General features: G+C 68.4%; 17 protein-coding genes. 2 read left to right on the forward strand and 15 right to left on the reverse strand.

Annotated elements, in window-relative coordinates; translation table 11 throughout:
• Positions 1-49 precede the first annotated feature (49 nt).
• The 15 genes from EW117_RS17810 to EW117_RS17880 all read right to left on the reverse strand — a co-directional run bounded on the left by EW117_RS17810 (position 50) and on the right by EW117_RS17880 (position 20264).
• The gene (locus EW117_RS17810; RefSeq protein ID WP_129788049.1) at positions 50-1084 is read right to left on the reverse strand and encodes a hypothetical protein; all 1035 of its coding nucleotides are present in this window, start codon (positions 1082-1084) and stop codon (positions 50-52) included.
• A gap of 282 nt (positions 1085-1366) precedes the next feature.
• The gene (locus EW117_RS17815) at positions 1367-2350 is read right to left on the reverse strand and encodes a hypothetical protein (RefSeq protein ID WP_129788050.1); all 984 of its coding nucleotides are present in this window, start codon (positions 2348-2350) and stop codon (positions 1367-1369) included.
• 17 nt (positions 2351-2367) lie between these two features.
• Positions 2368-5448, reverse strand: coding sequence for a rhamnan synthesis F family protein (locus EW117_RS17820; protein ID WP_165362751.1), 3081 nt, complete (start codon positions 5446-5448; stop codon positions 2368-2370).
• A 44-nt stretch (positions 5449-5492) separates the two neighbouring features.
• Complete coding sequence (locus EW117_RS17825) at positions 5493-6437, reverse strand: NAD-dependent epimerase/dehydratase family protein (RefSeq protein WP_129788052.1); 945 nt, start codon at positions 6435-6437, stop codon at positions 5493-5495.
• On the reverse strand, positions 6434-7957 hold the full coding sequence (locus tag EW117_RS17830; RefSeq protein ID WP_129788053.1) for a tetratricopeptide repeat protein: 1524 nt from the start codon (positions 7955-7957) through the stop codon (positions 6434-6436). The genes EW117_RS17825 and EW117_RS17830 overlap by 4 nt, the downstream gene beginning before the upstream one ends.
• Complete coding sequence (locus tag EW117_RS17835) at positions 7954-8967, reverse strand: hypothetical protein (protein ID WP_129788054.1); 1014 nt, start codon at positions 8965-8967, stop codon at positions 7954-7956. Before EW117_RS17835 ends, EW117_RS17830 begins: the two co-directional genes overlap by 4 nt.
• Positions 8968-8991: 24 nt before the next feature.
• Positions 8992-9816 carry a DUF6270 domain-containing protein gene (locus EW117_RS17840; RefSeq protein WP_129788055.1) on the reverse strand — a complete coding sequence of 275 codons (825 nt, stop codon included), beginning with the start codon at positions 9814-9816 and terminating at the stop codon, positions 8992-8994.
• Positions 9813-11003, reverse strand: coding sequence for a non-hydrolyzing UDP-N-acetylglucosamine 2-epimerase (gene wecB, locus EW117_RS17845; protein ID WP_129788078.1), 1191 nt, complete (start codon positions 11001-11003; stop codon positions 9813-9815). The genes EW117_RS17840 and wecB overlap by 4 nt, the downstream gene beginning before the upstream one ends.
• A 14-nt stretch (positions 11004-11017) precedes the next feature.
• Positions 11018-12139, reverse strand: a complete 1122-nt coding sequence (locus EW117_RS17850) for an ABC transporter ATP-binding protein (protein WP_129788056.1) — start codon at positions 12137-12139, stop codon at positions 11018-11020.
• Entirely contained in the window at positions 12129-13013 is an 885-nt protein-coding gene (locus EW117_RS17855; protein WP_129788057.1) for an ABC transporter permease, read from the reverse strand. Before EW117_RS17855 ends, EW117_RS17850 begins: the two co-directional genes overlap by 11 nt.
• Complete coding sequence (locus EW117_RS17860; protein ID WP_129788058.1) at positions 13010-14866, reverse strand: glycosyltransferase; 1857 nt, start codon at positions 14864-14866, stop codon at positions 13010-13012. The genes EW117_RS17855 and EW117_RS17860 overlap by 4 nt, the downstream gene beginning before the upstream one ends.
• Positions 14866-16203, reverse strand: a complete 1338-nt coding sequence (locus EW117_RS17865) for a glycosyltransferase family 4 protein (RefSeq protein ID WP_129788059.1) — start codon at positions 16201-16203, stop codon at positions 14866-14868. The genes EW117_RS17860 and EW117_RS17865 overlap by 1 nt, the downstream gene beginning before the upstream one ends.
• A 34-nt stretch (positions 16204-16237) precedes the next feature.
• Entirely contained in the window at positions 16238-17776 is a 1539-nt protein-coding gene (locus tag EW117_RS17870; protein ID WP_165362752.1) for a sugar transferase, read from the reverse strand.
• Positions 17777-17916: 140 nt separating this feature from the next.
• Positions 17917-18393: a hypothetical protein gene (locus EW117_RS17875; protein WP_129788061.1), complete on the reverse strand. Its 477-nt coding sequence runs from the start codon at positions 18391-18393 to the stop codon at positions 17917-17919.
• A 146-nt stretch (positions 18394-18539) separates the two neighbouring features.
• Positions 18540-20264: a DUF4012 domain-containing protein gene (locus EW117_RS17880; protein ID WP_129788062.1), complete on the reverse strand. Its 1725-nt coding sequence runs from the start codon at positions 20262-20264 to the stop codon at positions 18540-18542.
• 513 nt (positions 20265-20777) lie between these two features.
• Between EW117_RS17880 and EW117_RS17885 the strand changes: the two genes are divergently transcribed.
• Together EW117_RS17885 and EW117_RS17890 are read left to right on the forward strand one after the other, a co-directional pair.
• On the forward strand, positions 20778-21338 hold the full coding sequence (locus tag EW117_RS17885; RefSeq protein ID WP_129788063.1) for an arsenate reductase/protein-tyrosine-phosphatase family protein: 561 nt from the start codon (positions 20778-20780) through the stop codon (positions 21336-21338).
• 78 nt (positions 21339-21416) lie between these two features.
• Entirely contained in the window at positions 21417-21653 is a 237-nt protein-coding gene (locus EW117_RS17890) for a DUF2530 domain-containing protein (protein ID WP_242504355.1), read from the forward strand.
• Positions 21654-21686: the final 33 nt, after the last annotated feature.

Raw genomic sequence — 21686 nt, forward strand, 5'->3', positions numbered from 1 at the left:
GGGAAGCGCAAGAACGCCATTCAAGGTGTTCGGCGTCCAAAGGTGACACTCAATACGAGCCGGAGGTGATGAACTTCCGAATTGACGGATATGGAAGCTCGACGCCCGGGTGCTCCGACAGGAGTTCTGCCAACCGCTTCACTAGGCCGGGAGCAGTCCTGGCGAGGTAACCGGTTACGGTCTCGACATCTTCATCCGACAGCTGCTGTGCCTGGTACCCCCGAGGCTCCTGGTCGACCAGCGTGGTGCGGAGCGGCTCCAGCGAGTCGCGACCGTACCTGTCGCGGAGGGAACGTAGATCGTCGTCGGCCGCAGCACGGAGCCTGACGTAGTCGCGGGGCGGGATGAGGGAATACCTCGTCGGGCCGACCGGACACGCCTGGAGGGTGATGTCGAGCTCCGAAGCGAGCTGACCCAGCGGAAGGTGATTCAACGCCCGCTTGAACTCAAGAGCGTGCAGCGTATATGACGTGTTGATCTTCTGAAACTCCGGAAGCGACCTGTTGTCGACTTCGATACCCGCGCTTGAAAGCAGGTCGCTGAGCAGAGTGCCACCGAGGAACAATTTCGTGTGGTACGGACGGAGCTCGAGATTCACGTCGTCCGTTGCCCTGTCCAGTGCTCGATACAGATGGCCGTGCCCCAGCCATCCGCCGTATTCGTTCGGGCTTGCGACAAACTTGGCCGTGTGGCCCGCGCGCTTGACTCGCTGGTTGTAGTCCGACTCAAGAAATTCGAGTGGATCCCGCACGTAGAGGATGAACCGGGTCCGCCGTGGCATGAGTGCTGCGAGCTCTGTCACCTGCGGCGTGAAGTACTCCGACGACAGGAAAAGGGTTTGAGCTTCGCCTTCCTCGAACTCCGAGACGAGTTTATTGACCTTGTCTTCCGAGGCGATCAACTGGCCATTCGAGTGGTCGAGCACCTGGAGCGCGTTTCCGGAGCTTATTCGATTCTTGTCTGCTGCGTGCTGGGGGTATTGAATACCGTTCTCAGCGAGCCAGGCTCGATTTGTATTGAGCCATGCCTGGACCGCGGAAGTCCCGGTTTTCGGTAGTCCTGAGTGGACGATGATGGACTTCATCACGGATCCCATCTAGTGATGTGTGGCGGGCATATTCGCGATTCTGCCCTTACGCGCTTGGAATCGCGACTCAAACGTCAGCAGGTCGCCGTCCAACCTTGGTGAAAAGTCGCTTACGCCGGCCGGTTCACAGGGTAGTCGCCACTGATCGTTCACCGGCTCGGTCCGTCCGTGAATATTCGGTTCGTGGTGATCCTGCCCACCATAAGTGGACTTCCCTGCGGCCGTGTGCAGTCCCGGCCACGGATGGCGACGTTGTTCTCTCTGGAAGACGGGTGCATCTCAGTTGGCGGGTCTGTCCATTGCCGCCGCACAGAGCGCGGTCACTTCCGCGATGGTCGCCGCGTCGACGTCCAGGGTTGTGTGGGTCGGCTTCCCGATGACGTCGTCGAACAGGTCACCGTCCTCGCCGAGGTACTCGCTCGCCACGCGCCGGTTCGACTCGCGGTAGTGGTCCAGGATCTCGCGAACCTTCGTATCAGGAAGCCCGAACGTGCCGTGGCCGACTCCCCGTTCCAGCGCCTCCGCCACGAACCAGTCGAGCTCGCCTGGTCTCGTGACGCGGTTCGCCGCAAACTTGAAGGCCAGCAGAGTTGCCGGAAGGCTTCGGTTCTCCGCGTTGCGAAGCTCCTCCTCCTTCTGTGACACGAGCGCCGGGTCGTAGGCGAAGCCACAGGCATCGAGGAGGCGTCCAGTGAGGCTGGCCCTCGCCGCTGCGTCGCGGTCGAACACCTGGACCTTGACGGCCTGCTTCCCGAATACCGACGCCCAGGGGGCCAGCGCCTCGTACCAGTCGAGCCAATGGGCGGCATCGGGGTTCCAGCCCAGGGGGGTCGTCCGGCTCAGGGACTTGACTTCCTCGTTGAAGCCGGACACCAGGATCCGGTCCTGGCGCCGGAGCGCCACCAGCACCGTGGTCGACGACGGCGTGTACCCCGCGCTCCGTAGCAGTGCCTCCAACCGCTCGGGACGACACTCACTGAAGTACTCGGACGAGAGGATCGTCGCCGACCACTCCGCCGTGGGTGGCCCGGCCTGGTCGAGCGCTTCCTCGATCGTCATCGCCTCCCTGATGTGGAGGACGTCCGCTCGACTGCGGATGGGGCTGTCGGCCGGGAAGGCCTCGACAGCGATGCGGGTCGCTGCCAGGTTCTGGAGCGGGAGCCATGCGTGCTGCGACGCCAGCTGGTCCCGCAGGCTCATCAGCACGGCCTGGATCAAGCTGGTCCCCGTCTTGGGCATGCCGATGTGGAGCAGGAGGCGCACGTCTGCGGGACCCTCGTCTACCACGTCGTACCCGGTACGTGAATGGTCGTCCAGCGGTACCCCGACTCCTCGCAGATGGTGGGCAGCAGCCGCTCGATGGCATGAAGCATGGAACCGTCGTACGGCAACGGCTCCGGCGGGAAGTCGTCCCAGGTGAGCCCCGACTCCAGCAGTGGACGCACGGCCTCGGGACGGGCCCAGAACATCGTCCCCAACGGGAAGACCGGCACCGCGGGGAGCTCGCGGACCACGCCCAGCCGCTCTCGTAGCTCCTCGCCGAACACCTTGTTCCGGCTCCAGCCAACGACGTTGCGGTCCTCGGAGAACATCAGGCCGAGGGAACCGTCGGCCGCGAACCCGTGCTCGACGGCAGACCACACCTCGGGCCCGCCCAGGAGATTGCCCCACAGGAACCTGCGCCACGCGTCGCCGGTCCCGATGTCCGTGCTGCGTTTCCCGTGGAGGTGACCGATGACGTCATAGCCCCCTTCCAGGAGCTCCTTGCCGAACTCGGTGACAAACGGGCCGATGTCGCGGCCGGTGTTCGGCACCGTTCGGATCGTGACCGTCCCGCGCCGATAGCGCCGGAACTGCACCCCGAGCTGTTGAGCCGAGAGCTCGCTGCCGCACGAGACGAAGAGATCGGCTGAGATGCCCGAGTCCATGAGCATGGCGAGGGCGTCCTCGGCCAGGTCGGCGTAGAAGAGATGGAGATGCAGGGCAACCTTGAGACCCGCCGAAGGACGCCGCTCCGCCCGATCGTCCACGATGAGGCAGTCGTGAGTCCGCGGGGGCACCGACGGGTTCTCCAGCACCGTCCGCAGCAGCGGAACGTCGTCTCCCGGCCCGGGATACCTGGCGACCTCCGTGTCCCGGAACCCGGGTAGGGGCGAAGTCCGGTAGATCCCCTTCATCGAGCGGGCGACGTACTCCTTCAGCGCACCCCTGTCGTCGGGAAACCTCGACCATCGCACGTCGTAGAACGAGCGGTCGAAGCACGCGGCGTCGTGCAGAGCCTCGACCTGCCGCAGCCGGCTCGCCACATCCTGCTTCGCCAGCTCGATCTCCGCCTCGATGGCTCGCGCGTATCGGCGGAAGTCGAACCGCTCCTCGACGATCCGCTCGTTGCGCACGCTGCCCATGTCGAGTCCGAGCTGGTCGATTACCGCGACGGCGGCCGCTCGCACATCCAGGTAGGGCACCACGGCGCCCGCGGCGCCCGTGCCGGCGATGAACTCGGCGATGCCAGTGGTCCCGTCGAAGCACACCACCGGCACGTTGGCGGCCATCGCGTCGACCGCGACATTGGGGAAGGGGTCGAGACGGGAGGAGAGCAGGAAGACGTCGGCAAGCTCGAAGGCCCAGTCGATGGTGTTCTGAGCCTCGATGATGGTGACGTCGTCCTCGAGTCCCCAACGCTCCAGTGAGTCCTGAATCCACAGGCTGTAGGTGAAGTCAGTGCTTGGCGCCCACCCGTCGCCGATCCAGAGGAAGTGCACCGGTTCCGACGACAGCTCCTTGGTCCGGCGGGCCGTCTCCACGAACAGGTCCAGCCCCTTGCGGATGTGGACGAACCCTGCCCCGAGGACCACCCGGTGACCGGACAGCTTCCGCTGCATCTGCGCCCGCATGCCATGGTCGTCGTCGTCGACAGCGAACCGTGACGACCAGAGCGACCGGGGCAGGTGCCCCTGGGGCCGCACAACCAGGTTCGTGGCGCGGGACCCGCAGATCCTGTCGATCTCCTGAAGAGCGGATGCCTTCACCAGCTCGGCAGGCACGATGCACCGGTCGAGCCTCCCCACGGCGTCGGTGATCTTGCCTATCGGCCGGGAGTAGCTCGCGAACTCGTGGATCAGACCGACCGAAGGGAGGTCGCAGGCGAGGATCGCGGCGTGCACCGGCGAGGTCTCGACCGAGTTCGCGATCACCGCGTCCACGGCGTAGTCGACGAGCAGGTCACTGAGGATGAACTCGCAGTCCAGCGGGTTTGCGAACCCATGTCCGACGAGGCAGGCGGCCTCCATGAGGTCCTCGTCGAGCACCCCGCGGCTACCCGCCCACACGAACACGTTGTGGCTCGCGGCGAACTCCTGCGCCAAGGCCAGGCCCAGGAGCGGCGCTCCCGTCCGCGAAGCCTCGTGCAACAAGATCATGAGGTTGGGGCGGTCGTAGTGGAACGGCGCACGGCCCGTGACGAACACCGTGCGGTAGGAGGGGGGCACTCCGCGCCGCCCTTCGGCCCGCCCGAACCGGTCGAAGTGCGTCAAGGGGTTGATCCCAGCCGTCTGGAGGTCCGGGTATCGGCGCAGGTAGTACTCGGTCGAGAAGGCGGGCCCCGGGTCCAGCCACTCCTGTGCCCCGTGGAGGACGTAGTGGAGGGCCGGGTCCACGTCGTCCTCGGGCAGGTCGTGCGCGGACTTGTAGTAGTGCGGGTCGAAGAGCGAGGAGTCCCGGACCTTCTTCACCGTCGGCGCCACATCCTCGAAGCACGTGCGGTGGCCACGCCTGGCACCGACCCGGAGCCAGTACACGAGTGGCAGCATGGGGGAATCAGCCACCTCGGGGTAGTTCCGCACGTAGAACTCGTCGTCGAACCGTTCGTTCGGTCGCATGCCGCGTCGGCAGCCGAATGTCAGGTAGTGCTCGAGCGGCCGGACCGTCGCGAAGTCGACACGGGGGTACGTGCGTCGGTAGTACTCGGCGTCGAAGGCACCTGCTTCCAGGACCACCTGCGCATCCTTGGCCAGGGCTGCCGCAGTGGGGTACCGACGCTCACGGCGCCCGAACCTGAGGTAGTGGGCGAAGGCGTTGACGCCCGCGTCCGCCACGCCCGGGTACGTCCTCAGGTAGTACCGCACATCGAAGTCCGGCGTGGGGTCGAGGCCCCGCGCCTCCCCCTCCGAGACGTAGTGACCGACGGCCTCCTCCAAGGAGAGCTCGCGCTGCAGCTGCCGGGAGTAGTGGTCCAGGTCGAACGCACCCGACTCCTGGATGAGACTGACGTCACGGGCGCTGGGCCCACGTGGGATTTCGGGCGTCGTCTCGGAGGTGACGCCCGGGGTCGCCGCGAATCGGCCGCTCCTGGTGTTTCGCATGGGTTGTGTCATACATGCAGTCCAATCGCACGCCGGATCGAGGGTCAGGTGTTGGCGGGTCGCGCGGCAGCCCGGCTCACGGCCTCCCAGGTGAGTCGCAGCCCGTCTTCGTAGCCGGTCGTCTCCTGGTCGCCGAGGACCTTCGTCAGCTTCTCGACGCTCAGCACGTTGGAGTCCACGTCCTGGAGTCGCCCGGGCACGTGTTGCCGTTCCAGAGCCAGGCCCGACACCCGCTCGACGTCCGCCAGCACGTCCTTGACGGACCGGCCGGCACCGCTGCCGACGTTGAACACCTGGTTGGCCGCGTCGCTGCTCGTCCCGAGCGCCATCAACGCCCGCACCACGTCATCGACGAAGACGTAGTCGCGCACCTGAGACCCGTCCCTGTGCACGAGGACCGGCTCATGGGTCAGCGCCTTGAGCATCGCCGAGACGACCAGGCCCTTGCGCTTGGCATTGACCTGGCCCGGACCGAAGGGGTTGGCGACCCGTGCGACGGCGTAGCTGAGAGTGCCGGCGACGGCCAGGTAGTGAGCGAGCATCTCCTCCGAGAGCTTCTTGATCGCCCCGTAGTGCGACTTGGGCCTCAGCTGGACGCCCTCGGTCGCGGGACCGCGAGTCTCCCCGTAGACGGTGCCCCCGGAGGAGAGCAGCACCAGCCGCTCCACGCCGCCGTACTCCGCGCCCGAGATGGCGTACACCAGCATGCGGAGGTTGCTGTCGTACTCCTCGAGATGGTCGGCGCCGTCGAGGAGGGGGACGCCGTCGTAGGCGAGGAAGTACGCGACCGTGCAGCCGCGCATCGCGGCGCGGCTCACCTCGAGGTCGCCGGCGTCACCCTCGAACCTGGTCACGCAGTTTTCCGTGTCATCGGCGGGGACCCCGCGCCAGTCCCGGGCCAGTGCGTGGACCGGAACCCCCTGCCGCGCGAACGCGGTCGTCAGGGCACCGCCCAGGAATCCGCCGGCGCCGATCACTGCCACCTTCATGTCGTCCCCGTTTCCGCTGGACTCCGCGGCTCCCCTGAAAGGGTGGCATGTACGGCGGCAGTCCGCATGAGTTCCAGATGACGTCCGGTCCGCTCTTCGAGGTCAGCCCGCTGTACCGGATCCGGCACCGACTCGACGGCCGATACCAGCCGACGGGCGTACCCATCCTGGTCCACGACGGACGCGGCCGCCCTGGAGGTGCTGACGTCGGCCTCCTCGGGTCGGCCGAGCTGCAGCAACAGTCCGGCGAGGATCTCGTGTATCGCGAGATTGTCCGGGAAACGCCCCCGCACGACGTCGCCGACCTCGAGGGCCGCGGCGAGCTGGCCATAGCGGTGCAGGGCATGGACGAGGATCATCTGCGCCGGGAACGACTCAGGAGCGCGGCGGGCGGCCTCGGAGGCCAGCTCGACGGCCTCGCCGAACCGGCCCTGGCGAAACATCGAGGTGACCAGGACGATGGCCGGGGCCGGGGCCCCGGGATGCAGGTCCATGGCCGCCAGTAGCGTCTCCTCGGCCTCGCGGTGAGCGCCGCGCGCCGCCAGGCACCTGCCCAGTTCCACGGCGAACTGGAGGCCCTCCGGCCGCGTCGCCTGTGCCCGGGCCTCCTCCGCGATGGCGACGACGGCGTCCGGCTCGGCCGCCCCGGACACGTCCGAGTATCTCCGAGCTGCGCCACGCGGTGCCGGCTGGACGAGTGGCACCGAGGCACCCGGCTCACTCGGACGTGGCACGGGCGCGACCGTAGGGAACGTCGTGTGGCTCGCCAAACGATTGAGGGTCGCCCAGGTGTCCTCGATCTCGGCTTCGAGCTCGCGAGGCGATCCAGGGGGCACCGCTCCGAAGCGTCCCTGCACGTCAGCCCGGATACCCGTCGAGGCGGACGCGTCGAGCCCCAGCCGGAAGCGCTCGTTCAGGGTCTGCACCAGCGGGAAGCCCGCCAGGATCGCGTCCTGGTCGACGACGACGGATCGCTCCGGGTGTGCGACGGCGTAGTCGACCAGCGCTCGGTTGTGGCGCAGCCACATCCGAGATGCGAGTGCCGGGTCCGACCAGAACCGGACTGCTTCTGGGGCGGGGGGCATCATGACCACCTCCCGGGCTGCCCGGTTGCGCAGTGAAGCGGCGGCCGTGGACGGATCGCGATAGACGACCAGGACCACCGGGTCGTCCAGGACCTCTCGCCACACCTCGAGGAACAGGCAGACGCGGGGGTCCTTGAAGCCCCACACGGCGTGGCGATGGTCACGCTCCGCTGCGATTCGCCGCAGGTTGGCGAGCCTGTGCCCGGGCACTGGCGGGAGATCGTCCTCGGCGTACTGCCAGTCATGCCCGGCGTCGGCCAGGAGATCGTCATGGGCCTCGACGATGTCGGCATCTTCGAAGAAGCCGTCCTGGTTGAACGCGTTGGGGAGCAGGAGGGTGTCTCCGAGGGGCAGGCCTGCCCTGCCCAGCACCTGCGCCGTCATGGAGGTCCCGCTGCGATGGAAGCCCGCCACGATCACGTGCCGGCTCGTCATGCGACTCCGATCTCCGGTCCGCCGTTCGCAAGATCCGAGAGGCAGTCCAGCAAGAATTTCTCCTCGGCCGAGATCGGTGCGACGGTGCGGTGCGAGTCGGTAACAGGCGTATCACCCTGGACGGTGAGCAGATCGGACTCGAAAAAGGTCTCGTTGACCCACTCCACATCGGGAAGGAATCGCTTCTCGAGAAGGGACAGTTGCTCTTCTGTCATCGACGGCTTTCTTTCTTTCAACGGAGGCCTCCTGATGATCACCTGGTTCACGACGCCTGCCCCCGACGTATCACGCAGCCGGCCGTTCATGTAACGCATGAGCTCGATCTCATGGTCAGTGAGGGACCGATTGACCTGTCCGTGCGTGAGGTCATATTCGTCGATCCCCTCGATGCCGAAGACATTTCGCATGAACGATTCCATGAGATGGTCCCGGTCCGAGTCGTAGTGCATCACGTGAAGACGCTCCCTGCCGACGAGTGTGAGCATGCGATGAAGGCGACCTCGGATGCTCGGCGCGTAACGGATGCCTTTACCGGGTGTGATGAAGTCCATGAATGCCCCGGTGAAGAGGGAACGCTTCACGACCTGGGAGTACAGGGAGAGCGCGTGGCCAGCTATGTCACGAACATAGACAACCACTTCCACCCCGATGCCCTTGTCAAGCAGGTCGCGGCAGAAGGATCCGAAGCGCTCGTGGTTTGCGCTGTAGAGAAACTCCGACGAGAAGAGAACTCGTGGCTGCGGGGCGTTGTAGATCGCCCGCTCGAGCCCGGCCAGAAACCTCTCCTTCCTTTCGATATCGGCGCGTGTGCGCGGATCGAGGTACCTCACCAGGCCCATCGCGTTCCCGCTGACGACTTCCCCACGGCGCGCGCTGACATCGGACGGGTGTTCTGGATATGCGATGCCGTGCGCAGCAAGCTGCTTTCGGTTACGCACAAAGGCAACCTGCAGCGCACTGGTGCCGGTCTTTCCCATCCCGACATGCAGGTACAAGGTCTTCCTGGTCATCAAGTTTTCCACGATCAGTCCGCCCTAAGCACTTTCGGCGATAGCTCTCGTGGTGACCGCCTGGGCCGGCAGTTCCGCCGTCATCGTCCGGGTCGCGCCCGCCCCCCAGATCACCCGCCCCTCGGCACCCGTCAGCCGCTTCACGATGTCCAGATAGACGCGCTCGGCGTAGTGGAACGGCGCATCGCCCCACGGATGGGCAGGGCTGGACATCACCTCGGGCGGGTCCAGCGACAACACCTGCGCGCCCAGCGCCTTCGTCGCGAACCGCACGTACGACTGGAACACCACGTTCGCGTCCCGCGCCGACATCCCGAACGAGTCCGGCGTCCGCCCGCCGGTCTCGGACCGTTCGGCCCATGGGATGTCCAGGAGCACCACGGTGGCCTGCGGCATGTCGTGGCGGAGGCGTCCGCCGATGGAGCCCATCGCCGTCCGCCAGAGCTCGAAATGCTGCTGGGTCCCGAACGCGAGGTGCTGGGTGCCCTGGGGCAGGTGCTGCTCGGAACCGGAATCGATGAGTTCCACCGAGCGCGTGACCACCGACCCGTCCGGCAGCAGGTAGACGCCCAGGCGCTCGTCGACGAGGTCGATCAGCACGAGGTCGGTGTGGGTTGCCGCCGAAGCGATCCGCGACCGCAGGCTCGACGCGAAGTCGCCCGAGACCATGCGCTGCTGGAACCGTGACTCCCGCGTCGGCGGCACGATGAGCTCAACCGGGCGCGTGTACGCACTCAGGACCGACTGCCGCGCCACGTACCCGACGAGCTTGAACTGCCCGGGTTCGAGGTGCTCGAACGTATCCCGTGACACGCACGAGCCGTAGATGAAGACCCTGGTCCTGCTCATGCCCCACCCTCTGCGACGGCAACGGTCAGGTCATCGTTCATGTGGTCGAGGTCCGGCCGGACCGTCGACGGCGCGGACGGCATCGCCGGTGCGAGCAGGCGCGCCGTCGCGTCGAGCACGCGTCCCGCGCTTCGGCCGTCGCCGTACGGGTTGACCGCTTGCGCCATGGCGCGGCAGAGGGCGTCGTCGGTCAGCAGCCGGGTCACCTCGGCCACCACCCGCTCCTCGTCAGTACCGATCAGCCGGGCGGTGCCGGCCTCGATCGCCTCCGGGCGTTCCGTGTTGTCGCGCATCACCAGCACCGGCTTGCCGAGACTTGGTGCCTCCTCCTGGAGCCCGCCCGAGTCGGTGAGCACCATGGTGGACAGCGACAGCAAGTGCGTGAACTCCCCGTAGCCGAGCGGCTCGGTGACGGTCACGTTCGGCAGTCCGTCGAGGTGCGGCAGTACGGCGTCGCGCACCACGGGGTTGCGGTGCACCGGTAGCACGATCTCGGCGTCGGGGAACCGCCGGGCGATCCGCGCCAGAGCGCGCCCGACGCCTTTCATGGCGTCGCCCCAGTTCTCGCGGCGGTGGGTGGTCACCAGCACGATCCGGCGGCCCGACGCCGCAGCTCGTTCGAGCGCGGCGTCCGCGAACGCCGTCCGGCGCTCGACGGCCAGGTGGAGGGCGTCGATCACGGTGTTGCCGGTGACGACGATGTTCTCGAGCTGGACGCCCTCCGCCGTGAGGCAGGCCAGGCTCCGCAAGGTCGGCGCGAGGTGCAGCGAGGCGATCTGGGAGGTGATCTTGCGGTTCGCCTCCTCCGGGAACGGTGACATGATGTCGCGGCTGCGCAGCCCGGCCTCCAGGTGCACCACCGGGATGTGCCGGTAGAACGCGGCCAGGGCAGCAGCGGTGGAGGTCGAGGTATCGCCCTGCACGATGACGGCGTCGGGCTGCCGCTCGGCGAGGATGGGGTCCAGACGCTGCATGACGCGCACGAAGATCTGCGCAAGCGTCTGGCCGTGGCTCATGATGTCGAGGTCGTAGTTCGGCACGATGCCGAAGATCTCGTTCACCTGATCGAGCATCTCCCGGTGCTGCCCGGTGACGACCGTTACCGAGCTGAACCTGTCGTCTGCCTCCAGTGCCATGATGACGGGGGCGACCTTGACGGCTTCGGGCCGCGTGCCGTACACGGTCATGACGAGGGGGCGGGTCACGGCTCGGTCACCTCCGCCCGCAGTGCGGCGGCGCGTGCCGCCTCAGCCCGCAGTGCCGCGGCGCGTGCTGTGGCCGCCCTCGTTTGCCGGGCGTCGCGTCCCGTGGGCCGGGCATGCCGCTCGCGGACCGGCCCCATGGGGGGATCGGGCTCGTCGAACTGTCGCTCGGCGAACGCCTCCTGGAGAATCCGCCTGGCCTCGTCGGGCTTGTCCTTTGCGTGGGCCCAGGCCCACTTGCGGTAGCGGACGGCGACGTCCTGCGCCTGGCCGTCGAGTACGAGGCGGCCGTGGTGCAGCCAGATGGCGCGCGTGCAGGACTCCTCGATGGTCTGGGCGGCGTGGCTGACCAGGAACACCGTTCCGGCCTGCTCCCGCAGCCGGGTCATCCGGGCCTCGCTGCGTTCTTTGAACGCGGCGTCGCCGGTGGCCAGCGCCTCGTCGATGAGCAGGATGTGCGGGCGTGCCGCGGTCGCGATGGCGAAGCGCAGGCGTGCCGCCATGCCCGAGGAGTAGGTGCGCATGGGCAGGTAGATGGATTTGCCCAGGCCGGCCAGCTCGATGACGTCGGGGATGGCGGCCTGTGCCTCGGCGGGGGACAGGCCCATCGCCAGGCAGCCGAGGCGTACGTTCTCCTCGCCGGGCAGGTCGGGTACCAGGGCGGCGTTGACGCCGATGAGTACGGGTGTGCTCTCGGCCAGCACCTGGCCTTTGGTGGGCTTCTCCAGTCCGGCGATGATCCGCAGGAGCGTGCTCTTGCCGGAGCCGTTCTGGCCCACGAGGCCGATCTGCTCGCCGGAGTTCGCGACGAACGAGATGTCGGTCAGCGCACGCACCGTCACCCTGGGCCCCTGGCCCATGAGATTGAGCGCGGCACGTTTGATGGCGGCGCGTCGGCCACGGGTCACGTCGGTGGACAGCGTGCGGTAGTACATCCGCACGCCCTGGACGGCGACCGTCGGCCGCAGCACGGGCGCGCTGCAGGTCTGGGTGTCGCCGGCGGCGATCTGGCCGGTGTGCCGTGTGGCCTGCGGGGTCGTCTCCGAATACGGGGAGACCAGCACGTGGCTGCCCACCAGGGCCGGGGCCTTCGGCATCGGGTTGTTGAGGTCAGCGGCCATAGCTCTCCTCCGCCTGCCAGAAGGTGACGAACCCGATCAGCAGCATGCCGACGGCCCAGCCGCCGAGCCACACCCAGCGCATCAGGTCGGGCGTCGTGGCGTACAGCACGCAGTCCCGCACGATGTCCAGCACGATGAACATGGGGTTCGCCTCGAGCCACACGAGCAGGTCCGGGTCCGTAACGAACGCGTCGAACGAGAAGAACACCGCCGACGCGTACAACCAGACGCGCATCACCATGCCGATGAGATTCGTGACGTCCGGTAGCGCGGCGGCCCACCGGGCCACCAGGAGGGACAGCCCGGTGACGAACAGGACCTGGAGCCCGAGCGCGCCCGCCACCAGTGCGATGCGCCAGGTGTACTCCTCAGCAGGCGGCATGAAGTAGATCAGCGCGGCCAGCATCACCAGCGTGGGACCCAGGTTGAGCAGGTTGCGCAGCACCACCGAGATCGGCAGCGCCGCCCGCGGGAACGTGAACGCCCGGATCAGGTTCTTGCCGGACTGCACCGACCGCGCGCCACCGTTGACGGACTGCGTCGTGAACTGGAACAGGAACACGCCGATCAGCAGGTAACCGACGAAGTTGTCGATGCCCCGTCCCCCCTTCATCAGCATGCCGAACACCAGGAAGTACACCGCGCCGTCGACCAGCGGGTTCAGCACCAGCCAGGCCTTGCCCAACAGGTTCTGCCGGGTCCCGCTCGCGACCTTCGCGCGCGCGTCCGCCCACAGGAAGTGCCGACGCGCCCACAGCAGCCGCACGTACTGCCCCAGCGAGGGCCTGGCGCCGACGCGGGAGAGGTTGGCGAACATCACCGGCGACGCGTCGAACAGCGCCGAGTACGACCCTGTCTCCGGTCCCGACGTCATGCCGTCACCCCCAGGCACGCCTGGTAGATGCCCCGATACGTCTCCGCGTTTCGCGCCCATGTCCTCTCAGTGGCCACCGCCCGGCCGCGCTCGACCAGCTCGGCGCGCAGTGCGGTGTCGTCCAGGAGGGTGCCGATCATGTCGGCCCAGCCCTCCGTGTCGTCGGCGTCGACGTGCAGCCCGGCGCCGCCCACGGCCTCGACGAGCGCCGGCAGGGCGCTCGCGACCACCGGGCGACCGACCGCCATGGCCTCGACGGGCTTGAGCGGTGTCACCAGCCGCGTGACCTGGTGGTCGCGGCGTGGCACCAGCACGACGTCGAGCGCGGCCAGCCAGGTCAGGGCGACGTCGGGCGGCACGCGCCCCGGGAGCAGCACGTGGTCGGCCACGCCCAGCTCCCGGGCGAGGCGCGCCAGCCCTGGCCGGGCCACGCCGTCGCCCACGATCAGGCCCATCACCTCAAGCCCGCGGGCGCGCAGGGTCGCGACCGTGCGGACCACCATCTCCAGACCCTCGTAGTCCACCAGGCTGCTCACCGTCCCGATCGCCGGCATCGCGGGCAGGCCCAGGTCCTCCCGGGCCGCATCGGGCGCCGGGTGCGGGGCCGTGAGCAGGACGTCCGGCACCGCGTTCGGCACCACGGTGATGCGGCGGGCGGGCACCCCCCGAGCCACGAGCTCGTCGCGCATGGTTCCGCTGAGCGTCACGACGGCGTCGGCAGACAGGGCAAGCTCGGTCTCCTTGTCCCGCATCAGCACCCGACGGCGGGACGCCGCCGCCCGGGCGCGCGCGGCCGGAGTGCCGTGCGAGGCGACCCAGGTCTCCTCCAGCATGCCCCGCACCTCGTAGATCCACGGGATGCCGAGCCTGCGCGCCGCCGCGCGCACCAGCACCCCGTTGGCCGCCGGGTTCGTCGTGTGCAGAACGGAGGCGCCCACCTCGCGCGCCACCTCCGCCAGCAGGTCCAGGTCCTGCGCGGTTCGCCGCGGGACATCGGACACGACGCTGCCGGGGATCAGCCGGCGGTAGGTGACGCCGTCCACGACGTCGGTCCCGCGTGCCGCGAGCGAGCCGATGGTCAGCGGGTAGCCGGGGCGTGTGGTCGCGACCGCGGAGGCCCCGGCGGCGTGCTGCGCCACCAGGATCGCGTGTGACCGCAGCGTGTACCCGCTCTGCGTATGCGGCAGCGAGTTGGTGAGGTGGTGCAGCACCGTCAGGTTTCGCCGCGCGCCGCCGCCCGGCTCAGCCAACGGTCTCGCCCCGGTACGAGCGTGACCCGTGCCGGTGCGGCCGGCGTCCATGCTGTCGGCGTCCATGCTGTCGGCGTCGAGCGCGCCGGGCAGCAGGGCGAGCACCTGGGCCTGCAGGCCCACTGGGACACGAGGCCGGTCTGCCGTCGCGGCCGCGTCGGCTCCCGCCGTCGCCTCCGCCGGACCTCCCGTCGGGGCGCCCGCGGCCTCGATCTTCTCGACGTCGCCGAGCAGCCAGGCGGCGCGGTAGCGCACCGGACCCGGCACATCGACGCCATCCAGCAGCTCCGGCCTGCCCACCGCGACGGCCACCTCGGCGGCGACCCGCCGGTCCCGGAGGCCCGGCCGGTCCAGCAGGCGCCGCGCCTCGTCCGCGGCACCCGCGGCGTCCCCCGCGAGCAGACGCCCCAGCGCGTGCGGCGCAGACGGTGCCGACACCGTACCGAGGACGCGCACCAGCGGCAGGCGCACCCGCTCCGGCGCCCGCCGGGCGGCCTGGACAGCCAGCCACAAGGGATCCTCGGCGAGGCTCCGGAGCACGAAGGACGCCGTGTAGCGAAGATTGCGGGCGAGCTCACCCGCGCGCCGCAAGGGGTGTGCCATCAGTACCGTGTCCCAGGGCGCCCGCCCTCGGCGAGCGGACGATCGGCGAGCGGACGATCGGCGAGCGGACGATCGAGCAGACCATCGAGCAGCTCCGCGTAGCGCCGGCCCAGGGTGTCATCTCTCGCATGCTCGGCCACCCAGGCGGCGGCATCGGGCGATGCGGCGGGGACCACGCCGTCGGACAGCCAGCCCGACCACAGCCCGGCGAGGCCCTCGACGTCGCCGGGTGGCACCACGGCGCCCGCGCCGTGGGCGCTGACCAGGTCCGCGGCCTCGCCCGCCAGGCACGCGGAGGCGAACACACCCGAGGCCATCACCTCGTACAGCTTGGACGGGACGGTCCATTCCAGCGGCTCCCAGTCGCGCAGGCAGACGACGACGGTGTCTGCCCACGCGTACAGGTCACGCACCTGCGTGGGCGGCACCGACGGCTCCACCCGGACCGGTGCGCCGAGCTCGGCCGCCAGCGTACGCAGCGTCTCGAGGTCGTTGCCGTACCCCACGATGCGCACGTCCAGCGCGTGTCCGCGCTCCTGGACCAGGGCGGCGGCGCGCACCATGACGTCCAGTCCCTGTAGTCGGCCAACCATGCCGGCGTAGACGACACGCAGCGGCCTGCCCTCGAGATGCACCGGCCCGTAGCTGCGCACCGGTACGAGCGCCGTACCGTTACGCACCACGGCGACCTCGCGGAGGCCGCGCGAACGAAGCACCTCGGCGAACGCGGCGGTCGTGGTCACCACGAGGTCGGCCCGGGCCTGCAGGCGCGTCACGGTGCGGTGCGCCGCGCGTGCCGCGAGGCCGCGCAGCCCGCGGTGTATGTCGTCCCGGCGGCCGCGGCGCAGCAGGATGCCGCTCGGCGCGATGAGGTCGGGCCAGGCGTCGCGCATCTCGACGACCAGCCGAGCCCGGTGCCAGCGAGCGAGCGCCCAGCCCGCGACGATGCTCGGGATCCCCGGGACCGTGGCGACGACGACGGCAGGGCGGCCCACCGACGGGCGGACGCCGTGCAGCACGGAGCTGAGCGCGGCGATCCCCTCGTCGGCAGCCCGCGACAGGAGCCCCTGAGAATGCTCCCGAAAATTCACCCGGATGATCCGCTCTCCGCCGCTACCTGAAGTCGTCGAGCCGGGGAGGAACTTGGGTGAGGAGTGGGTGATTTTTCCCGATGGGTAGTGCGGCGGCGGCGCCAGGACCGTCACGGGAAACCCAGCCGGGACGAGATACCGGACGAGAGCCCCCCACCGCCGCTGGGCCGCTCCGGGCTCCGGCGAGTAGTGATGCGTGACCAGGAGAACCGTGCGGTTCTGCGGGGCTCGTACGCGAGCTTTCACAGGGACCCTCCTCTCTGTCCGACCGCCTGTCCGTTCAGTACGCCCCGCTCGGTGCGAACACCTCCCGTGCGGTCCGCAGCATGATCCCGACGTCGCCCAGCAGGCTCCAGTTCTCCACGTAGTAGAGGTCGAGCCGTGCCCCTTGGTCGAGGGACAGGTCGTTGCGACCGCTCACCTGCCAGAGCCCGGTCAGGCCGGGCTTCGCGAACAGCCTGCGTCGCAGGGCGTCGTCGTACTGGGCGACCTCGAGCTCCACCTGGGGTCGTGGCCCCACCAGGCTCATGTCGCCCTTGATGACGTTGAGCAGCTGGGGGAACTCGTCGATCGAGTACTTGCGCAGGAACCGGCCGAGGCGCGTGACCCGTGGGTCGCTCTTGGGCTTGTAGAAGACGCCGGCGTCGCCGTCGAGCACCTCGAGCAGCCCGTCCTCCGCGTCCTGCCGCATCGACCGCAGCTTGTAGAGCGTGAACGGCTTCCCGTTCTGACCGATCCGCCGCTGCGCGAACAGCGCCGGACCTGGGCTGGTCATGCGCACGAGGGCGCCGAACATCAGTAGCGGCACGGCGACGACCACGAGGATCAGCGTGGCGACGACGACGTCGAAGACCCGCTTGACCGCGTGCTGCAGCCCCGTGTATCCGGGGGGTGAGACCTGGACCATCGCCACACCGTCGACCGGGGTGACGACAAGCCGGGGGCTCGCCACGTCGGCGAGCGCCGACACGACGACGAGCTCCGCGCCCGTGGGCTCCAGGTCCCACGCGAGCCGCTTGAAGGCCCGTGGCGTGGCGCCGTCGAACGCGGTCACCGCGACCGCGTCCACCCTCTGGGTTCGCGCGATCTCGGCGGCGTCCTCCGGGCTACCGAGCACCGGCACGCCCTCGACCGGCGATGGGATGGCGGTGCCGCCGGGCAAGCACACCCCGATCACATGGAAGCCGGCTTCATGCGTACGGTCCACTCGGCGGCACAGGTCGACAACGGCGTCACGCGCGCCGACCACAAGGGTGCGCCGCTGGAACCCGCCGCGCGCCCGCTCCGCGTGCAGCCTCCTCTCGAGCAACCACCGCCCGGCCAGCACCAGGGCGATCCCGACCGGGAGCGTGACAGCAACGTACGACCGTGCAAGATCGAACTTGATGAGGTAGCAGACGATCGCGATGAGCCCGAAGAGCCCGGCCGTGGCGCGTACCACGCGCAGGATCTCCTCCCGGCCGGATCCGAGCACGCGCGGGCTGCGGGAGCCGACGACGCCCAGAGCCAGCACCCAGGCCTCGGCGAGCGCGATGGAGATGAGGGCGTATTGACCACCGCGTGGCTCGAAGAGCTCAACCTGGACCTGCCGGTCGAAGCGAAGCACGTAGCCCAGCGCTACTCCCGCCGTGACCGCGGCGATGTCCATGATGAGCGCCCGGTGAGCGACGACCTTCTGCCATCCGGTCGCTTGTCCCCGAAAGGGCGATGGTGCGGTCATCGGTACGGAGCGCCGAGCGGACTCGAGCGCCAACCGCTCTTCCAGCTCGGCTGCCACTCGATCGACGTCGGCGGCGTTCGGACGGTTGTCGACGGTCACCATCCACCCCTCGACTGTGTACCTGGAGAACGGATGCACCCTGTGGGGTGCACTGGGACCGACGACGTGCTGCGCCTCACCTCGACGGCGAGGCGCAGCACGTGGTCGGTCAGAAAGCCGCCCGAGGGCGGTCCGGTGGGTCAGCTACTGCGTCGGGTGCTCACCCGGGTCGCGACGAGCGCGATCACGCCGAGGAGCAGCAGACCGCCCGCGACCCCGAGGTACGGCAGGCTGGTGGGACCCGTCACGGCCAGGCCACCTTCGTCACCGTCATCCGCTGCTCCGACAACCGTCAGCGTCAAGGGAGCGGCAAGTGCGTTCCCGTCTGTGTCGGTCAGCGAAACCGTGTAGGCGCCAGGCGCGTTCAAGGGTCCGACGGTCACGGTGGCCGAACCATCGACAGTCACCGTTTCCGAGCTCGTTCCGGCGACCGCAACCGCTTCGTCACCGGCAGCTTCACCGGCCCCTGTGACGGTCACGACGGCTGTGTACGTTCCATCGCACGCGATTGAGAGGCCGATGGTGGCCCCCAGTGCGACCGTCGCAGAATCCACCGCGATGTCGCACGGGAGGTCGTCAGGACCGTAGTCGTCGGCCGCGGCGCTGGTCGCGCTCACGGGAAGGATGAGGGCCGCGAGGGCTATTCCGGCGGCGAAAAGACGTCGAAGCATTGCTCTGTTCCCCTGTGATTGTGAACTCCTGCAAGAAGGTGCTGCCGCACCTGACTCCGCGCCGCGGCGTGTCCAGCCAGAGGCACGACCCCTCAGTCCTCTTGCTCCAGGGAGGAATTCTCAATAGTCACGCCCACGGGCCTTGTGCCGGGGGTCGTGCGCAGAATGAGGTCCCCTATTTCCTGCTTCCCGGTGATCATGACATAGGTCATTGATGTTGTCTCGCCGGGTGCAAGTTCAACTCTTTGGGTGGCAAGGCTCAAGCCATCGTGACTTTGCGGGGAAAGTCGCGATTTTACTCCATTTTCTTCGGAATGAACCATCGATCCCCCGTTCGGCGCATAGACCAATGAGAACAGCCTGACGTTTCCCGGGTTCTCAGTACCCCGACCTGTGAGGTATTCCGGCAGTCCCTCGACCTCGCTGGCCTTGACGCGCGAGGTGTAGGTCACGGTCACCGCAAGCTCACGCGATCCGTCCGGTCGCCGGTCTCGCTCCGCGACCTCCACCGCTGTGTCGAGGTAGTACCCGATCTTCCCGGTGTCGATACCCTGCGTGAATACCCCGACAACCGGACGATCCCCATCACCGCGCAGGGACCCGTCCAGCACCGTCCCCTGCAGCCGGCGGTTCACTTCCTCGTCCGCCGACCAGAGGAGCAGCCGGCCCTGCCGTGCGGACTCGGCGAGCGAATCGATCATGCCGAGCGCGTCGCCCTGTCCCGCCACCAGCCGCGCGAACGACCGTTCCGCCATAGTCGCGAAGATGCGGTCTTGCACCTCCGGCCGCTCGGTCTTGTAGATGCCGTTGAGCAGGTACGACACCAGATCGCCACCCTCCAACATCCCTCCCGGGCCGGCGTCGATCGGGCCGTCCACCTGCACCAGGTCGGCGAGGACGACCGGGTCTATGGTCATGACCCCGTCCACGGTCTGCCCCGTCTCGAGCCGCCACATCTCCTGCGCCAGCTCGGCCGCCCTCGGGAAGTCCGGCGTCATCGTCACGTTCCGCATCCAGCGTCCGAGCTCCTCGTCACCCAGGACCTGCTGCTCCTCCGCCGTCAGCGGAAGGACCGGCTCGTCGAACGGCCCGACGGCGATTCCCGGCATCTGCTCCGTCAGCTCCACCTCCCCCTGGTCGGCCCGGAGCGCGATCACCGTTCCGGGAATACCCCCGAGCGCCCGCGGTTCCGCCGGGTTCTGCACCAGCACCAGCCAGTCCTGCGGTTCGTCAGCCCCGAGCATCGACGGGATCACCGCAGCAGCACGCGCGGCCGTGGCGGACGTCATCCGCAATTCGGTGAGTGCGCCGCTCAGTTGCTCCACGGCGTCGGACACAGGCGGCAGCATCGTCCCGCCCAGCCCGTCGACGCGCTCCCGCGCGTACCCGATCGACTGGTCAGCGCGCTGCATGTCGGGCGCCACCTGCTGCAGTGGTTCCAGGTCGATGCGCCCGTCATGAGGGGCGAAGGCCGCAGGGTTCGCCAGCTCGACGATGCGTGCCATGTCAGGCAGGGCGCCCTGCGCCAGACCGTCTACGACGTCGGACATCGTCGCAACGGCTTCCACCGTAGGCCCGACACCGGGCAGGTTCTCCGCGATCGCCCAATGCGGGCCACTCGTGGCGACCTTCGCCTCGGCGGTGTCTTGCTGCAGGTCAGCGACTACCTTGTCCAGGTCTTCAGTGCGGCCTGCGACAGCGTCGGCTTGGAGAGTGGCGACGCCGTCGGCGGCCTGCTCGAGCGACACGCGGGCACGCATGGCGTCGAACGCCACCCAGCCGATGACGATCGCGAGGAGTACGAAGATGCCCGCCACCGCCCACAACCCGTACCGCAGGGACCGGCGGCGCTGCCGCGTCCAGAACGGACCGCGTGGCTCGCGCAGCGTGCGCCACGTGCCGGTACTGGTCAGATGCCCACTTGTGGGGTGCGGCGGAGGTGCGACAGGGTGTGTCTCAGTCTGCGCAAGCACGGTCGGTGCACCACTGACGGGTTGATTGGCGCGCACATCCTGAGACACCGGCACGTCCGTCCGCTTTTTGCCCCATCTCGGATTTGTCACTGGACCTCCCCGATTGACGGCCTGGCCAACTTAGACATTTCGCTGGATATCTCCGGCAGAATGCGCCGACCCGCGTTACGTTACCTGCGACAGTCGGGACAGTCTTGCGCAAAGCCAGCGCCGGGTCCGTGGCGCAATATCGGGTGCGCGAAACATTCGTCACCGGGACGGAACACCCGGTTTCACAATGCGAAACAAGGTAAAGAAACCGTCTAGAAAGATTTGGCAATATCAGTTTCTACGTCAGAGTGCTCGGAGGTATTCCGCATGTCCTATACCGTTCTCACGGTCTGCACCGGCAACATCTGCCGTTCTCCCACGGCCGAGGCACTGCTGCGAAGCGCCCTCGACTCGTCGGTCAAGCTCGCGAGCGCGGGGACGCATGCCCTGGTCGGCTACACAGTGCCGCCGCCGATGGCCGGCCTGCTGGAAGCCGACGGGGTCTCCATGAACGGATTCGCAGCCAGACAGCTGACTCCGGAGATCATCAGCGAGGCCGACCTCGTACTTGCCTCGACCACCAGTCACCGCGCCTGGGTCGTGGACCGCGCTCCGGCCGCCGTGCGACGCACTCTCACGTTGCGCGAGCTCGGACGCCTGGTCTCGACCCTGCCGCTCGGGGCCCTGGATGCGGCCGCGCTCCCGGACGACGCCACCCGCCTCCGCGAGCTGGTGCGGCTCGCACTGCTGGAGCGTCCCAAGCACGCGGGACGCGCGCACGACGACGACGTCGTGGACCCGTACGGGCGCTCGGACCAGACCTACCGCGCGTCGTACGACCAGATCCTCGACGCACTGACCTCCGTGATGGCCGCGCTTCGTGCGTGACTCGCACCGTCGCGAAATTCACCCTGTGCTCGGCTGCCCTCAACAGGCTTGACAAGCCCTTGTCCGTAGACTGGCAAGGTGCCAACGATCCGCTCCCTGCTGGCCCACCCCGAGGAGCGTCGGCCCAGCCCACCGGCTCCGCGCGCCGATCTCTTCCGGGTCTTCGGCGTGGGTATCGGCCTGTTCGCGATCGGGCTGATCGTAATGCTGGTCCTGCAGCTCATGGGACCCGGCAGCTGGGAGTCCGTGGCGATCTGCGGCGTCGGGATCGTGCTCGGCGGGCTCGGCCTGCTCTGGGCGCGCCGCCACCGGTAGCCCCGCTGCCCGGGACTTGCCGGCCTCGACGTC

The organism is Promicromonospora panici, assembly GCF_900608595.1.
GTDB lineage: Bacteria > Actinomycetota > Actinomycetes > Actinomycetales > Cellulomonadaceae > Promicromonospora > Promicromonospora panici.

What these genes read in the sequence shown, in the direction of transcription:
- EW117_RS17810 (WP_129788049.1), bottom strand. Translation starts at nt 1,084, where the DNA reads ATGAAGTCCATCATCGTCCACTCAGGACTACCGAAAACCGGGACTTCC.
- EW117_RS17820 (WP_165362751.1), bottom strand. Translation starts at nt 5,448, where the DNA reads ATGCGAAACACCAGGAGCGGCCGATTCGCGGCGACCCCGGGCGTCACC.
- EW117_RS17825 (WP_129788052.1), bottom strand. Translation starts at nt 6,437, where the DNA reads ATGAAGGTGGCAGTGATCGGCGCCGGCGGATTCCTGGGCGGTGCCCTG.
- EW117_RS17830 (WP_129788053.1), bottom strand. Translation starts at nt 7,957, where the DNA reads ATGACGAGCCGGCACGTGATCGTGGCGGGCTTCCATCGCAGCGGGACC.
- EW117_RS17835 (WP_129788054.1), bottom strand. Translation starts at nt 8,967, where the DNA reads ATGACCAGGAAGACCTTGTACCTGCATGTCGGGATGGGAAAGACCGGC.
- EW117_RS17840 (WP_129788055.1), bottom strand. Translation starts at nt 9,816, where the DNA reads ATGAGCAGGACCAGGGTCTTCATCTACGGCTCGTGCGTGTCACGGGAT.
- wecB (WP_129788078.1), bottom strand. Translation starts at nt 11,003, where the DNA reads ATGACCGTGTACGGCACGCGGCCCGAAGCCGTCAAGGTCGCCCCCGTC.
- EW117_RS17850 (WP_129788056.1), bottom strand. Translation starts at nt 12,139, where the DNA reads ATGGCCGCTGACCTCAACAACCCGATGCCGAAGGCCCCGGCCCTGGTG.
- EW117_RS17855 (WP_129788057.1), bottom strand. Translation starts at nt 13,013, where the DNA reads ATGACGTCGGGACCGGAGACAGGGTCGTACTCGGCGCTGTTCGACGCG.
- EW117_RS17860 (WP_129788058.1), bottom strand. Translation starts at nt 14,866, where the DNA reads ATGGCACACCCCTTGCGGCGCGCGGGTGAGCTCGCCCGCAATCTTCGC.
- EW117_RS17885 (WP_129788063.1), top strand. Translation starts at nt 20,778, where the DNA reads ATGTCCTATACCGTTCTCACGGTCTGCACCGGCAACATCTGCCGTTCT.